The sequence below is a fragment of the Streptomyces sp. NRRL S-1813 genome, assembly GCF_000719605.1.
In the GTDB taxonomy this organism is placed as follows: Bacteria; Actinomycetota; Actinomycetes; order Streptomycetales; family Streptomycetaceae; genus Streptomyces; species Streptomyces decoyicus.
The window spans coordinates 28196-43022 of sequence record NZ_JOHB01000010.1; the positions used below are offsets into that span (position 1 = coordinate 28196).

Here is a 14827-nt window from a genome sequence, read left to right on the forward strand (position 1 = left end):
TGGACCGTCCTCCGCCGCTGTCACCGTTCCCAGGTTCTCAGCACCCCGTCCTCCCAGGTTCTCAGCACCGCGCACCACTCCAACCCCTCACAGGCATCCGTGCCACCTCACGCGTGCTACCCGCCCCTGCCGCCCCGCAGGGCGCTGTTTTAGGAGTGAGACATGCCGCACGAAGCCCGCGCCGTCGTCGCCCTCAAGAAGGGCGCCCCCGTCGAGGTGCTGCCGATCCTCGTACCCGACCCCGGCCCGAGCGAAGTGCTCGTGACCGTGCAGGCCTGCGGGGTGTGCCACACCGATCTGCACTATCGCGACGGCGCGATCGGCGACGCCTTCCCCTACCTGCTCGGCCATGAGGCGGCCGGGGTCATCGAGGCCGTCGGCACCGGAGTCACGGACCTGGCGCCCGGCGACTATGTGGTGCTGGCCTGGCGGGCGCCCTGCGGGCAGTGCCGCGCCTGCCGACGCGCCCGCCCCTGGTACTGCTTCGCGTCGCGCAATGCCGCTCAGCCCATGACCCTGCTGGACGGCACGGAGCTGACGGCGGCCCTGGGCATCGGCGCCTTCGCCGAGAAGACCCTGGTCGCCGCCGGGCAGGCGGTGAAGGTCGATCCCTCGGCGCGCCCGGAGGCCGCCGGTCTGATCGGCTGCGGGGTGATGGCCGGGTACGGTGCGGCCGTCCACACCGGAGGGGTGGGCAGCGGGGACACCGTCGCCGTCATCGGCTGCGGCGGCGTCGGCAACGCCGCCATCGCGGGCGCCTCCCGGGCCGGCGCACGACGGGTAATCGCCGTCGATCTCGACGACGGCAAGCTGGACGCCGCGGAGCGGTTCGGCGCCACCGATACCGTCAACTCCCGTGGTACGGACCCCATCGAGGCGGTCCGCGCGCTGACCGGCGGGCACGGCGCCGATGTGGTGATCGACGCGGTGGGCCGCCCCGAGACCTACCGGCAGGCCTTCTACATGCGCGATCTGGCCGGCACGCTGGTCCAGGTGGGCGTCCCCGAACCGGACATGCGCATCGAGCTGCCGCTCATCGACCTCTTCTCCCGCGGCGGCGCGCTGAAGTCGTCCTGGTACGGCGACTGTCTGCCCAGCCGCGACTTCCCCGTACTCATCGATCTGTTCCTGAGCGGCAAGCTCGACCTGGAACGGTTCATCAGCGAGACGATCACGCTCGACGACATCGAACCGGCCTTCACCAAGATGCAGCGCGGGGAGGTCCTGCGGTCCGTGGTGGTGGTGTAGGGCGTCCCCTGCGGACCCGCCCGGCTCCGCCCGACCCGGCCCGCAGGCCTCCCGCGACGCCGGTCACCCGGCGTCGTCGTCCGGCTGCTCCTCCGGAGCCGGGTCCTCGGGACGGCGGTACATCCGCGTGGCCGTGATCTGCCCGTGCACCGCCTCGCCGGACGGGTCCGGCTGCGGCAGGCCCGGTCGCAGATGCTCCTCCACGCTGATGTACTTCAGGCCCGCCCGCAGGTCCGCGTCGTTCCGCAGCCGGATGACCAGCGGGAACTCGGCGAGCGCCGTGGTGTCGAAGAGGCCGGTGGTGTACAGCAGCTGGACGCCCAGCGCGTCGGCGACGGCACGCTGCAACTCCAGCAGATAGGTCGCGTTGGCACGGCCGATGGGGTTGTCCAGGAACAGCGTGCCGGCGTGCCGCTGCTTGTCGCGGCCCCGGTCGTTGCTGCGCAGCGCCGCCATCGTGCAGTACAGCGCGATGGCGGCGGTCAGCAGCTGGCCGCCGGAGAAGACATCGCCCATCTGCCCGACCGGCACCCGCTCGGCACGCAGCACCGCATCCGGCTTGAGGATCTCCACCGCCACACCGCGCGGCAGCAGCGCCGCGCCGACCCCGCGCAGCAGCAGGGACATCCCGTCCCGCCGCAGATCGCTGTTCTTCTTGACGGCCGCACGGGTCGCCTCGTCGATCACCTCGCCGAGCCGCTCGGTGAGCGTGGCCTGGTCGGGGTCCTCGAAGCGGATCCGCAGGAACTCCTGTCCTGACCACTCCCCCAGCCCCTCCGGCAGCCGGGACAGCCGCTGGGCGGAGCGCAGTGTGGTCAGCGACGACTCGACCAGCCCGCGCAGCCGGTCGACGATGGAGTCGCGGTTGCGCTCCAGCTGCTCCAACTCGTCGGTGAGCACCCGCAGCCGGGGCGCGAACGCCTCCGCCCACTTGGCCGCATGATCCGGCAGGGCCGCGGCGGGCAGTTCACGGATCTGCTGCCGGGCGGGCGTACGGACCTGTTCGTAGCGGGTGGAGTTGGCGTGCCGTACGAGGATGTCGCTCGCCTCGCGCACCGCGGACTCGGCGGTGGAGAGGTCGGCGGCACAGCCGCGCAGCGAACGGCGGGACTCGGCGGCCGCCTGCCGGGCGTCCTCCACCCGGCCGGCGTACGGCTCGGTCCGTCCGTCGGCGGCGTCCTCGGCGTCCTGGTGGTCGCGGAGCAGATCGCGCAGCAGGGCGGCGGTCTCGTCGAAGCCGCCCGCGGCGTCCTCGGCGGCGCGGTGGCCGCGCAGCAGTTCCTCGTGCCGCTCGCGGGCGGTCTCCAACGCCTCGGTGGTGGTGGCCAGTTCGCCGGCCGCGGTGCGCAGCAGCTCCTTGGCGCGGTCCGCGTCCTTGGGCACCAGCTCGTCGGGCAGCTCGGTGTGCGCCTCGCCGTCTGCGGGGGCGAGGCGCTCGGCCTCACCGCGCAGCCGGCCGAGCTGTTCGCTGGCGGCCGAGGCGCGGGTCTCCAGCATCTGCACCAGCGATTCGGCACGGCCGGCGGCGGCCTGCCGGGAGGGGCCGTCGGCGGCGTCCGGGCTCTCCAGCAGCGCCTCGGCGCGGGTGCGGACCTTGTTGGTGAGGCGGTTCAGCTCGGCCAGGGCGGCGCTCTCATCGCCCTCGGCGCGTGCCTGTTCGGCGCGCAGATCGGCGCCTACGCCGACCTTCTCGTAAAGCTGGGAGGCGGCGCGGTAGGCCTCGCGCAGCGCGGGCAGCGAGGCGCTCGCGCCCCCGGGGGCCTCCCCCACGTCGTCCGGCACACCGGCGATCTCGGCGCGCTCGGCGCGCAGCGCGCGGGCGGTGCGGTGAGCGTCGTCGGCGGCGCGCTGGGCGGCCCTGCGGTCCTCGTCGGCGGCCCGCGCGCGGTCCACGCACTCCTCGGCGCGCGCCTCGAACTCGGCCGCTTCATCGACGAGTTCACGCATCCGGGACTGCCAGGAGGCGCGCTCCCGCAGCCGGTGGGCGAGCCCGGCCAGCAGGTCGGCGGCGCGACGGGCGCGCTGTGCGGTCTCCTGGCGCTCGTCCCGCACCCGGGTGGTCTCGGCCGCGACCTCATCGGTCTCGGCGCGGGCGGCACGGGCCTCGGTCAGCTCGGCGGCGGCCTCGTCCGCCGCCGTACGGGTCTCGTCCGCGGCGGCGGCCAGTTCACCGAGCCGGCCGGCCGGGCAGCCCGCCCGCCACGATCCGAGCCGGGCGGCCAGCGCACGGTCCCCGGAGAGCCGGGCGGCCAGTGCCCGGATCTCCTCGTCACGCTCTATGGCGCGCGCCCGCAGCGCCTGGCGCTCCTCGTCGGCGGCGGACTCGTCGTGCATCGCCGGGTTCGGCGTTACGAGGAAAACGCTGTAGACGCCGGAGTCCCGCTCATCGGGGGCGGGCGTGGGTGCGAGCAGCGCGGCGGCGGTACCGACCGCGACGGCCGAACGCGGCAGCAGCGCGGCCTGGGCGAGCACCTCGCGGGCCCGTGCATGGGTCTCCGGGTCCGTGATGATCACGCCGTCGACCAGCTCGGGGCGGGCGGCGAGCACCCGGGTGTGGTCGGCGGGGTCGACGGACTGGGCGAGATAGCGCCAGCCGGGCAACGCGGGGACGCCGTGCTCGCCGAGGTACTCCACGGCGGCCAGCACATCGGGGCCCGGGGGCAGCAGTCCGCCGTCGCCCAGCGCGCCGAGGATCCGTGCGTCGTCGGCGGCGGCCGTGCGCAGGTCGAACAGCTGCCGTTCGGCGGCGGCGACGCCCTGCTCCAGCAGCTCGTGCAGCTCGTCGGCGTTGCGGTCCAGCTCTTCGGCGGTGAGCGGGCCGGCGGCGGGACGGCGCGGGGTGACCGGGTCCGTGCCGGGCGTGGCCGTACGGGGGCCGGGCACGCCGAGGGGCTTGGTCTCGGACTGCGGGAGTCCGAGGAGGTCGGCGAGCCGCTGCTCGGCGCCGATGGACTCGGCGGCCCGGCGCTCGGCGTCGTAGGCGTGCCCCGCGGCCTGCGCGGCGTCCTCGGCGCGGGCCGCCGCGAGTTCGGCGGCGGAGTGCCGGGCGGTGGCCTCGCGGGCGCGGTCGGTGGCCTGCCGGGCGGTCTCACGGGCCGAGTCCCAGGCCTCGACGGCGGTCTTCTCGGCGTCCGAGGCGGCGAGCGCGGCACGGGCCGGGTCTGCGTCGGGGGCGCTGTCGTCCAGCCAGCCGGCCCGGACGGCTTCGGCGGTCTCCTCGGTGACCTCCGCCAGCCGCTGCTTGAGGTGGTCGGCCTCGCTGCGGGCGCGCTGGGCGTGGGTGGCGGACGTGGTGGCGTCGCGGTGCGCGGATTCCCCGGCCTCCTGGAGGGCGGCGGAGCGCTCCTCCTCCTCGTTGGCGACCTGCTCACCGGCCTCGGCCGCGGCATGCAGGGCGCGTACGAGGTCGGTGGCGGCGGTGGCCCGGGCGGCGAGCGCGGGGGCGGCGTCCCGCTCGGCCTCACGGATCGCGACGGCGACCCGCGCGGCGCGGTCGGCGGCGGCGCGGTGGCGCAGCGCGGTCTCGGCGGCCTGCCAGGCGCTGTGCAGCGTACGGGCGTCGTTCAGCTCACGGCGCTGGGCGGCGGCGCCCTTCTCGGCGGCGGCCAGCGCCAGCGAGGCATGCCGGTAGGCGAGTTCGGCTGAGACCAGGGAGCGGCGCTCACGGACGCGCTCGGCGTCGGTGACGCGGTGGGCCGCGGCGGCGACCTCTTCGGCCAGCTCGGCGGCGCGGCCGCGCTCTTCGGTGCCGCGTGCGTACAGCCGCTGGGCGAGGCCGCGGGTGCGGCGTTCGGCGCCCGCATGCACCTCACGGGCGCGTTCGCGCTGCTCGGCGGCGGCGGCGATACGGGAGAGCAGGTCGAGGGAGCCGGCGGTGAAGTCCCGCTCGGCGGTGAGCTCGGCGCGCCGGCCGAGCTTGTGCGCGAAGCCGTGCACCAGGTCGGCGAGACCGTCGGTGTCCCGGGTGTCCGTGACGGCGCGCAGCAGCAGGTCGGTGAAGTCCGAGTCGTTCTTCACCGCGAACAGACCGGCCGCCTCGCCCTCGTCCGCGTTCATCTCCCGCTGGTAGCGGAAGAGTTCGGGGTCCAGTCCGAGTTCGCCGAGGTGTTCGTTCCAGCGTTCGTGGATCTCTTCCCAGACGACGTCGAGGTTGGGGTAGCTCTTCCCGGCCTCGGTGAGGACGTCGCGGAAGCCCTTCATCGTGCGCCGGCGGCCCTGGGCGCCGGAGCCGCCCTCACCGCTCTCCTGGCGGGGGCGGACGACGGTGGCCTCGGCGACGGGGAGGGAGTCCAGGCTCATACCGGGTCCGGGGCGGAAGCTGTACCAGGCCTCGGCGAACTTCCGCGGGTCACTGGAGACCTGCCGGCCGCGCCATTCGCTGACCTTGCCGACGACCACGCTCTCGCCGGTGAGGACGTGCTGCCACTCCAGGGCGACATGGCCGCAGTCGTCGGCGAGCAGGAACTTGCGCAGCACACCGGAGCTGGCGCCGCCGAGGGTGTTGCGGTGGCCGGGCAGCATCACCGAGAAGATCAGCTTGAGCAGGACGGACTTGCCGCCGCCGTTCTCCAGGAAGAGCACGCCCGCGGGCGCCGGGCGGCGCGGCGGGCCGACCGGTTCGTCCTCGAAGAAGTCCGCCTGGGCCGGGGCCGGTTGGGGCACGGGCGCGCCGACTCCGCGCAGGTCCAGCACGGTGTCGGCATAGCGCGCACCGGCGGGCCCGATGGAGTAGAGGCGGACCCGGGACAGCTCGTACATGGCGGACTCTCGTTGTTGTGGCGGGAAGGGGGTGGTGGCCGGTCGGAAAGGCCGGTGGCCCGTCAGCGGCCGGTCGTCCGTGGTCGGCCGGTCAGTCGGAACGTCAGCGGTCGAAAGGCCGCCCCGTCAGCCGGAGTGGAAGGGCAGTCCGGCATCGGAAACCAGCTCGAGGTCATCGGTCTCCTCGCCCGGCAGCAGCGCGGCGCTGCCGTCGGCGACGGGGACGATGCCCAGCTCCAGCAGCTCGGCCATGGCTGCGCTGCCGGCCATGTCGCGGACCTGGAGCTGATAGCGGGCGGTGGTGCGGTAGGCGCCGCCGGCGTCGTCGCCGGTGCGCTGGAGAAAGCCGGAGTCGACGAGGAACGTGACGGCCTTGGCGATGATGCCGGTGGTGGAACCGGCCAGCCGTCGGGCGTCCTTGGTGGCGCCGGTCGCGCTGCGCCGCGCGTAGATGCGCCAGGCGGACTCCAGGCCAGGGGTGTCCGTGGCCGGGTCGGTGTTCTCGCCCTCCTGCTCGGCGCGCTCCTCCAGCCGGCGGCAGGCCTGCCGGACGAAGGCGTCCACGCCGTTGACGGTGATCCGGCCGATATAGCCGTCGTCGGCGAGGTCCTCGGGACGCGGGAAGGCCAGTGCGGCGACGGCGAGATGGGCCAGGCCGTGCAGGAAGCGGTCGGCGGAGTCGGCGGAGGCGCGACGCGCGTAGTCGCCCATCCGTACGGCGAAGACGGAGTCCTCGTCGGCGGTGACGGCCATCCCGGCGCGGGTGGAGACCTCCAGGACGACCAGGCCGAGGCCCGTGGCGACGGCATCGGCGACGCGGGCGAACGCGGGCTCGTCGCGATAGCGGCGCAGCAGTTCGCCGTATTCGGCGTCACGGGCGGGCAGCAGCTTGGGCTGGAGGCCGAAGGAGACCAGCCGTGCGGCGTCGGCGGCATCGGCCGGGGTCAGGGGCGCCGGCCCCGCCGCGGCCGGCTCGGCTTCTGCGGTGGGCGCACCCCAGCCCGGTTCACCGGCCCCGGACGCCAGGTCCGGCTGCGGTGCCTCGTCGTACTGGGTCACGGAACTAGCTCCTTGCGGGGGACGGTCTCGGAAATCTCTGGCCGGCACGACGGCGGGCGGCCGCCGGACGCGCCGGGGCCCGGCCGGACCGGGCGCGCCGCGCCGTTCGCCGGCCGCTGCTCCCGGGCGCGGGACATCACGCCACCTCCGAACGGTCCGCTGCCATCCCGGCGGAGTCCAGCAGGGCGGTGCCGACGATGAGGTCGGCGCCGCCGAACTCGGGGTCTATCAGCTCCGTGCCGTCGTCCACGGCGAACAGCAGCTGCTGTTCGCCCTGGCGGTAGGCCGTGCCGACCGGCGGGCTGGCGGCGTGTACCGCCAGCAGGGCGACGAGGTAGGGGAGGTCGGGGTCTCCTCGGCGCGCCTCGGCGAGCAGTCCGGAGAGCCTGCGGGGTGCGTCGGCGGGCAGGTCGAGCAGCGCCATCGCGGAGTCGAGCTGCGCCTCGCTGAAGCGGCTGTCGTCGGGCGTCGCCACCAGGTCGGGCTCGGGCATCTCGGCGCCGAGATGCTCGCGCTCCATGGGCGGGGTGAGCAGCACCTCGACGAGATCCCCGATGCGCACGGCCGAGGGGGTGCGCAGGCCCGTGCCCTTGGCGAAGAAGGCGTCGGTGACGCGGATGGCCTGCTCGGCGGGGAGCGGCAGCAGCGGGGCGACGAGCTGGCCGTACAGGTCGAGTCCGGAGCGGGCGGCGGGGGTCGCGAAAGCCTGCCGGTCCTGCTCGGCACGGAAGAGCGGTCCGGCCTCCAGCAGCCGGGACTGGAGCTGGGTGTGGCGGCGGATGCAGTCCTTGACGATGTCGACGAGCTCGGCGGCGCGGCGCTTGTGCTCGGGCTCCTCGGTCTCGTCCCGGGCCTTGCGGATGTTCGTGAGGATGGCGTTCTCGTGGCGGTAGCGGTCCGCGACGTGGTCCAGCGCCTCGTTGATCATGTCCGGGACGGTCTCCAGCCAGTCCACGGCGCGGACGTTGCGGCGGGTGGCGTCCAGGGTCCTGCGCAGCGTCTCGGCGTACTGCACGGTGCGGTAGCGGGCCTGCTCGGCGGCGAGCTGGGCGTCGGCCAGCCGGCCGCGGTTGATCAGCACCTCCAGCTTGACCTCGGCGGCGATCTGGGCGCTGGTGACGTCCGTGTCGAGCGCGCCGACCAGGACATTGACGGCTTCGTCGGTGGCCCGCAGGAAGACGCTGCCGCCGGCGCCGGGGACCTCCTCGATGAGCTTGAAGTCGTAGTCGCGGCGGACGTACTGGCCTTCGGTGTCGAAGGTGCCGTAGACGGCACGGAAGCCGCGGTCCACGCTGCCGACGTTGATCAGGTTCTCCAGCACCCAGCGGGCCACCCGCTCGTGCTCACCCGTGGGACGGCGGGGGGCCTGGGCGGCGACCCGCGGGAGCACCTTCGCCACTATCTCCTCGTGGTCGGCGCCGGTGTCGAAGTCCATGTTGAGGGTGACCAGATCGATGACGGCGAGCGCCACCTCCGCCATGGCATAGATCCCGTACTCGCCCGTGAGGTTGGCCTTGCGCACGTCGAGGTCGTGCAGCGGCGCGGTGCACGCGAGGGCGCGCAGCCGACGGGCCAGGCCTTCGTCGGCGGCCGGGCCCGGCGCGGGCCGGTTCGGGCCGTTGAGCTGGGGCGCAGCGGCCCCCGGGGCGGAGAAAGTCACGTCGCACAGAGTAGGCGCTCGCACTGACAACGGACGAAACGGCGCGGATCCGCTCATGGGTGGAACCGCTGGTGGAACCGTTGACGGACCACTCGCCGGACCGGCGCGTCAGTCTACGGCGTGGCCCGCGGCAGCCGGCCGCCAGGTCCCGTGGGCGCCGGTGCCGGTCTCAATGGGTGGCCCCGCCGGCGACGCGGAGGTCGGTGCGGGTGTGCGCGGCGGTGACCGCGATCTCGCGCAGGGCCCGGGCGACCGCACCGACCGGCAGCGACGGCTGGGCGCGGTCGACGACCTGCTCCGGTGCGTAGGGGACGTGGACGAAGCCGCCGCGCAGGTCGGGCAGTTCGGTGGCGATGAGGTGGGCGAGGCCGTAGAAGACGTGGTTGCAGACGAAGGTGCCCGCGGTGTTGGAGACGGAGGCGGGCAGCCCGGCGGCGCGCACGGCCGCCACACACGCCTTGATCGGCAGGGTGGAGAAGTACGCGGCGGGGCCGCCGGGCACGATCGCCTCGTCGACCGGTTCGGCGCCCGAGACATCGGGGATCCGGGCGTCGTCGACGTTGACGGCGAGGCGTTCGACGGTGATGTCGGGGCGTCCGCCCGCCTGGCCGACGCACAGCACTATCTCGGGGCGGGTCTCCTCGATGGCGGCGCGCAGCACCGCCACCGACGCTCCGTAGACGCAGGGCAGCTCGACGGCGAAGGCCTCGATGCCGGTGGGCGGTTCGTCCGCGGCGGCGCGTACCGCCTGCCAGGAGGGATTGGTGGATTCGCCGTCGAAGGGTGCAAATCCGGTCAGCAGTACCCGGGTCATACGGTCATCCTTGGTGCGATGCGTCCGGTGGTGGGGGCAGCGAACAGGGTCGGGTCACGGTGCCGTGGAGTGCGGCACCTGTGCCCGGAGCCGGCTCAGAAGGCGAACAGCGCCATGATCAAGATGTTGCAGCCCAGCAGGACGCCCGCGGTGGGCAGCTGCGCCTTGATGGGTCCGTACTGGTCCTTCAGTTCCAGCAGGGCCGCCGGAACGATGTTGAAGTTCGCGGCCATGGGGGTCACGAGGGTGCCGCAGAATCCGGCGAGCATGCCGATGGCCAGGACGGCGGCGGGGTTGCCGTCGAAGTGGCCTATGAGAACGGGCCAGCCGACGGCCGCGGTCATCACGGGGAAGGCGGCGAAGGCATTGCCCATGATCATGGTGAACACGAACATGCCCACGCAGTAGACGACGACCGCGACGTAGAGCGAGTCCTCGGGGAGTACGGAGGTGGCGATCTTGCCGACCTGGTCGCCGACGCCGGAGACCTGGAAGATGGCGCCCAGCGTGGCCAGCATCTGGGGCAGCAGCATCGCCCAGCCCATCGCCTCCAGCATGGAGCGGCCGGACTGCACGGGCACGGAGATCCGCTTCTCACGAAGCATGATCATGCCGACGACGAGAGCGGCGACGGCGCCGATCCCCAGGCCCAGGATGGTTTCGCTGCCCTCCTGGAGGACCGGCTCACCCCCGATGGACAGGTGCTTGACGCCGATGGCGCAGGCCATGGCGACGGCCGGGATGGTGAGCGCCGGAACGAACAGCTTGTTGCCGAGCTTGGCGGCGCTGGCCGTGCGCTGCTCGGGGGTGGTGGTGCGCGGGGTGCCGCGCCCGGTGCAGCCGAAGCCCGCCAGACAGGCCATGACCAGCACCGCGACGCCCAGCGGCTCGGCCGGTGCCTGCTTGGTGACGACCCAGCTGCTGTAGATGAAGCCGGCACCGATCAGGCCCCAGAAGGCTCCGGTGCCAAAGCGCTTGGGGTTGCTGCGGTCGGTGACCATTTGAGAGGCCATCACCAGGAAGCTGAGGCCCACCAGCCAGTAGAACCACTCTGCCTTGATCACTGGGCGGCCTCCACTGCGGCGGTGTTGTGGACGTGGGCGGTGAGCAGTTCGCGTTCCAACTGGCGGTCCAGGCGCAGCAGTCGCCAGCCGTGGACCACGAAGGCGCACAGGGCGGTGGGGATCGCCCACAGCGCGAGCTGAAGCGGTTCGAGGTGGGTGCCGTAGGTGGTGTTGACGAAGCCGGTGATCAGCAGGATCGAGCCGACGGCGAGGAAGACGTCCTCCCCGAAGAAGAGGCCGATGTTGTCCGCGCTGGCGGAGAACGACCTGACCTTCTCCCGTGTCCGGTCCGGGAGTTCGCCGTATTTGCGCACGGCCGCCCCCTCGGCCATCGGGACGGCGAGCGGGCGGACGGTCTGGGCGTGGCCGAAGACATTGGTCAGCCCGACCGCGGCGCCGATCTGCCGCAGCCCGAGGTAGAGCGCCAGGAAGCGTCCGGTCGTGAGCTTGGCGAACCGGGCGATGAGGTTACGGGCCTGCTCCTGGAGGCCGTAGCGCTCCAGGAGGCCGATGACCGGAAGGGTGATCGCGAAGATCGTCACCGCCCGGCTGCCGGCGAAGCCGTCGCCGAACGCGGCGAGCACCTTGCCCGGCGACAGCCCTCCGAGGAGGCCGGTCGCGATGCCGGCCACCCCCACGACCAGCAGGGGATTGCGTTTCGTGGCGAAGCCGATCACGACCACGAGCACGCCGAGGAGCACGATCATGGATCCGCCTTCCGCGTACGGGGGACCCCACGGGGTCCACAAGGAGATGAAGAGATTGCAGCGGAGGCTAGGCGATTGTTCAACGATCCGACAAGGGGTCTGCGAGGACGGATCTCAAGCCGCCCCCGCGGCGCAAGCCGGCGCCCTCCCCACGGCGGCTCACACCGCGGGGCTCACCCCTCCGCGATGCGCTGCGCGTACGCTCCCGACAACTGGCTGCGCGAGTCCTCCAGGTAGGACAGCAGCAGCCGTTCGGCCTCGGGGGCATCGCCCGCCTGTAGCGCCTCGACAATCTGGCGATTACGGGTCAAATAGGGTGCATGGAAGCGCCGGGGGTCGGCCATGACATGGAAGACCAGCCGGAGCTCGGCGAGCACGGCCCGCATCAGCTCATCCGTGCGCGGGCTGCCCGCCAGCGCCACGATGCCCTGGTGAAAACGGATGTTGGCAGTCGAGAGCGCCTGCCACTCCCGGTCCCCGGAGGCGGCCTCGCCGGCCTCCACGGCGGCCTCGATCGCCGCGACGGCCGCGGTCACACCCGGGTCGTAGGGCCCCTGCCCCAGCCCCCGCACCGCCGCACACTCCACGAGCATCCGCACCCGGTAGATGTCCTCGAGATCCTCGACCGTCACCATCCGGACGAACACCCCGCGGTTGAGCTCGTGCACCAGCAGCCGCTCGTGCGTCAACAGCCGGAACGCCTCCCGCAGGGTGTTGCGCGAGACGCCCAGCGCACCGCCGATGCTCTCCTCCGAGAGCCGGGCGCCGGGCGGGAAGTAGCCCTCGGTAATCCGGTCGCGCAGGATGTCGGCCACCCGCTCGGCCGTGCTGGAGCGCCCCAGCAGAGCGCGGTCCCCCTCAAGGCCCGCGACCTCGGTGAGCCGCCACTGATCGTTCTTCGCCGCTCCGCCCGCCATACCGCTCCCCGCTCTCGCGCCGTACCGGGGCGGCAGTCGAGGCCGCCCTGGTGTCGTGTGAGCGAAAGTCAATCCCAGATGGGGGAACAAAACAACGCATCCCCTCCCGGATGCAGCCCACCTCTTGTCGGATCGTTCAACGATCCTCTACGTTGTCGTCCATGCCGGTCGGCTCGAGTTGCCCTCGGGGGAGAGCCACTACGGATATGGGCCGGCCGGTGCGGAAGCCCCCGCCCACCCCGCCCCGAAGCGGCCGGCGCACCCCGCACACCCACCCGGCACCGAGCACCGAGCACCGAGCACCTCTGGAACGGATACACATGAGCGACGGCCCGGAGCCCCCTTCCGTCATCGACCTCAACGCCGACCTCGGGGAAGGCTTCGGCCGCTGGCAGCTCACCGACGACGAGGCCCTGCTCTCCGTCGTCACCAGCGCCAATGTCGCCTGCGGCTTCCATGCCGGTGACCCGGCCACGATGCGCAGGGTCTGCGAACTGGCCGCCGAGCGCGGCGTGGTCATCGGTGCCCAGGTCTCCTACCGCGACCTGGCCGGCTTCGGCCGCCGCGCGATGGACGTACCGCCGGACGAGCTGTCCGCCGAGATCACCTACCAGATCGGTGCGTTGGAGGTCTTCGCACGCGCCGCCGGTGCCCGCGTCGGCTACGTCAAACCCCATGGCGCGCTCTACAACCGCTGCGTCCACGACGAGGAGCAGGCCGCTGCCGTCATCGACGGCATCAGCGCCGCCGGCGGCAGCCTGCCCGTCCTCGGCCTCCCCGGCTCCCGGCTGCACGAGGCCGCACAGCGGGCCCGCCTCCCCGTCGCCGGTGAGGCGTTCGCCGACCGCGCCTACACCGCCGAAGGCACTCTGGTGCCGCGCCGTGAACCGGGCGCGGTGATCCACGACGCCGACGAGGTGGTCAAACGCGCCCTCGGCATGGCCCGCGACCGCACCGTCACCTCCCACGACGGCCGGCACGTCGGCATCACGGCCCGCTCGCTGTGTCTGCACGGCGACACCCCCGGCGCGGCGGACCTCGCCCTGCGCGTACGGTCCGAACTGGCCGCGGCCGGGGTGCACGTCCGGAGCTTCGCATGAGGCCGCTGCCGGTCGGTGAACACGGCCTGCTCATCGAGCTGGACAGCGCCGAGGAGGTCGAGGCACTGCACGCCGAACTGCTGCGCCGGGCCGCCGACGGCGCCCTGCCGCCGGTGCGCGAGATCGTCCCGGCCGCCCGTACGGTGCTCCTCGACGGCCTCGCCGACCCCCGCGGGCTCATCGCCGAACTCGCCGCCTGGGACATCCCGCCGCTCACCGCCGGCGACCGGCCCGCCGTGGAGATCCCGGTCCGCTACGACGGCCCCGACCTCGCCGATGTGGCCGCCCTGTGGGACGTCACCCCCGAGGACGTGGTGCGACGGCACTCCGCCACGGAGTTCCATGTCGCCTTCTGCGGCTTCGCCCCCGGCTTCGGCTATCTGACCGGACTGCCCGAGCCGCTGCACGTACCGCGCCGGGACACTCCCCGCACGAAGGTCCCGGTCGGCTCGGTCGCCCTGGCCGGCCCGTACACCGGTGTCTACCCGCGCTCCTCCCCCGGCGGCTGGCAGCTGATCGGCACCACCGACACCGTCCTGTGGGACCCGCGCCGCGAACCGGCGGCGCTGCTCACGCCCGGCACCCGTGTCCGCTTCGTCCCGCAGGAGACCGCCTGATGACCGACCGCGCCTTCTCGGTCGTCCGGGCCGGTGCGCTCACCACCGTCCAGGATCTCGGCAGGCCCGGCCACGCCCACCTCGGTGTGCCGCGGGCCGGCGCCCTGGACGAGCCGGCGCACCGCCTCGCCAACCGCCTGGTCGGCAACCCCGAGTCCGCCGCCACGCTGGAAACCACGCTCACGGGCTGCGCCCTGCGGGTCCGTACGGCCACCACCGTCGCCGTTACGGGCGCGCCCTGCCCGGTGACCGTCGACGGCCGCCCCGCCCCCTGGGGCGCGCCGGTCCGCGTCCCGGCGGGCGGCGTCCTGAACGCGGGTCCTGCCACCCACGGCCTGCGCTCCCACCTCGCCTTCGCCGGGGGCATCGACACCGAACCGGTCCTGGGCAGCCGCGCCGCCGATCTGCTCTCCGGTCTGGGCCCCGACCCGCTCACCGATGGCGCCGTCCTTCCCCTGGGCGACCCGCAGGGCCCGCCGGCCACCGCCGACGCGGTCCCGCACACCGGTCCGGCGACGGAGCTCCTCCTGCCGTTCCTGCCCGGTCCCCGCGACGCCTGGTTCACCGACGCCGGCCTGCACACCCTCGTCACCGGCCGCTTCCGGGTCTCCCCGTCCAGCAACCGCATCGGCCTGCGCACCGAAGGCCCGGCCCTGGAACGCGCCCGGACCGGCGAACTCCCCAGCGAGGGCATGCCGCTGGGCGCCCTCCAGGTCCCGCCCGACGGGCTGCCGGTGCTCTTCCTCCACGACCACCCCACGACCGGCGGCTACCCGGTCATCGGCGTCGTCCCCGAGCGCTACCTGGCCCCCGCCGCCCAGGCGGTACCGGGGACGGCAGTCCGCTTTCTCCGCATGCGGTGAGCACCGCGCCGGGCTACCGG

At 73.5% G+C, this 14827-nt stretch carries 11 protein-coding genes; 4 read left to right on the top strand and 7 right to left on the bottom strand.

The annotated features are described in order from the left end of the window. Positions 1-162 precede the first annotated feature (162 nt). Complete coding sequence (locus tag IF67_RS0116805; RefSeq protein ID WP_030986435.1) at positions 163-1248, top strand: S-(hydroxymethyl)mycothiol dehydrogenase; 1086 nt, start codon at positions 163-165, stop codon at positions 1246-1248. 63 nt (positions 1249-1311) lie between these two features. Here the strand turns inward: IF67_RS0116805 and IF67_RS0116810 are convergent, their stop codons facing one another. From IF67_RS0116810 to IF67_RS0116840, 7 genes are all read right to left on the bottom strand, one after another. Continuing rightward, positions 1312-6006: a hypothetical protein gene (locus IF67_RS0116810; protein WP_030986438.1), complete on the bottom strand. Its 4695-nt coding sequence runs from the start codon at positions 6004-6006 to the stop codon at positions 1312-1314. Between the two features lie 126 nt (positions 6007-6132). Further along, on the bottom strand, positions 6133-7065 hold the full coding sequence (locus tag IF67_RS0116815; protein WP_030986439.1) for a hypothetical protein: 933 nt from the start codon (positions 7063-7065) through the stop codon (positions 6133-6135). Between the two features lie 136 nt (positions 7066-7201). Beyond that, on the bottom strand, positions 7202-8725 hold the full coding sequence (locus tag IF67_RS0116820; protein WP_030986440.1) for a hypothetical protein: 1524 nt from the start codon (positions 8723-8725) through the stop codon (positions 7202-7204). A 169-nt stretch (positions 8726-8894) separates the two neighbouring features. Continuing rightward, entirely contained in the window at positions 8895-9539 is a 645-nt protein-coding gene (gene pcp / locus IF67_RS0116825; protein WP_030986441.1) for a pyroglutamyl-peptidase I, read from the bottom strand. Positions 9540-9634: 95 nt separating this feature from the next. Continuing rightward, complete coding sequence (locus IF67_RS0116830) at positions 9635-10603, bottom strand: DUF979 domain-containing protein (RefSeq protein WP_030986442.1); 969 nt, start codon at positions 10601-10603, stop codon at positions 9635-9637. Then, positions 10600-11310, bottom strand: coding sequence for a DUF969 domain-containing protein (locus IF67_RS0116835; protein ID WP_030986443.1), 711 nt, complete (start codon positions 11308-11310; stop codon positions 10600-10602). Before IF67_RS0116835 ends, IF67_RS0116830 begins: the two co-directional genes overlap by 4 nt. 173 nt (positions 11311-11483) lie before the next feature. Then, on the bottom strand, positions 11484-12227 hold the full coding sequence (locus IF67_RS0116840) for a GntR family transcriptional regulator (RefSeq protein WP_030986444.1): 744 nt from the start codon (positions 12225-12227) through the stop codon (positions 11484-11486). 320 nt (positions 12228-12547) lie between these two features. On the opposite strand from IF67_RS0116840, the gene IF67_RS0116845 reads away from it, so the two are divergent. Genes IF67_RS0116845 through IF67_RS0116855 form a run of 3 tightly spaced genes read left to right on the top strand, consistent with a single transcriptional unit; the run spans position 12548 to position 14807 of the window. After that, positions 12548-13327, top strand: a complete 780-nt coding sequence (locus tag IF67_RS0116845) for a LamB/YcsF family protein (protein WP_030986445.1) — start codon at positions 12548-12550, stop codon at positions 13325-13327. Next, positions 13324-13944, top strand: a complete 621-nt coding sequence (pxpB, locus tag IF67_RS0116850; protein ID WP_030986447.1) for a 5-oxoprolinase subunit PxpB — start codon at positions 13324-13326, stop codon at positions 13942-13944. The genes IF67_RS0116845 and pxpB overlap by 4 nt, the downstream gene beginning before the upstream one ends. Continuing rightward, the gene (locus IF67_RS0116855; protein WP_030986449.1) at positions 13944-14807 is read left to right on the top strand and encodes a biotin-dependent carboxyltransferase family protein; all 864 of its coding nucleotides are present in this window, start codon (positions 13944-13946) and stop codon (positions 14805-14807) included. The genes pxpB and IF67_RS0116855 overlap by 1 nt, the downstream gene beginning before the upstream one ends. Positions 14808-14827: the final 20 nt, after the last annotated feature.

Excerpts from the sequence above, each read along its gene's own strand:
- IF67_RS0116835 (WP_030986443.1), bottom strand. The coding sequence starts at position 11,310 with ATGATCGTGCTCCTCGGCGTGCTCGTGGTCGTGATCGGCTTCGCCACG.
- IF67_RS0116855 (WP_030986449.1), top strand. The coding sequence starts at position 13,944 with ATGACCGACCGCGCCTTCTCGGTCGTCCGGGCCGGTGCGCTCACCACC.
- IF67_RS0116845 (WP_030986445.1), top strand. The coding sequence starts at position 12,548 with ATGAGCGACGGCCCGGAGCCCCCTTCCGTCATCGACCTCAACGCCGAC.
- IF67_RS0116805 (WP_030986435.1), top strand. The coding sequence starts at position 163 with ATGCCGCACGAAGCCCGCGCCGTCGTCGCCCTCAAGAAGGGCGCCCCC.
- IF67_RS0116840 (WP_030986444.1), bottom strand. The coding sequence starts at position 12,227 with ATGGCGGGCGGAGCGGCGAAGAACGATCAGTGGCGGCTCACCGAGGTC.
- pcp (WP_030986441.1), bottom strand. The coding sequence starts at position 9,539 with ATGACCCGGGTACTGCTGACCGGATTTGCACCCTTCGACGGCGAATCC.
- pxpB (WP_030986447.1), top strand. The coding sequence starts at position 13,324 with ATGAGGCCGCTGCCGGTCGGTGAACACGGCCTGCTCATCGAGCTGGAC.
- IF67_RS0116810 (WP_030986438.1), bottom strand. The coding sequence starts at position 6,006 with ATGTACGAGCTGTCCCGGGTCCGCCTCTACTCCATCGGGCCCGCCGGT.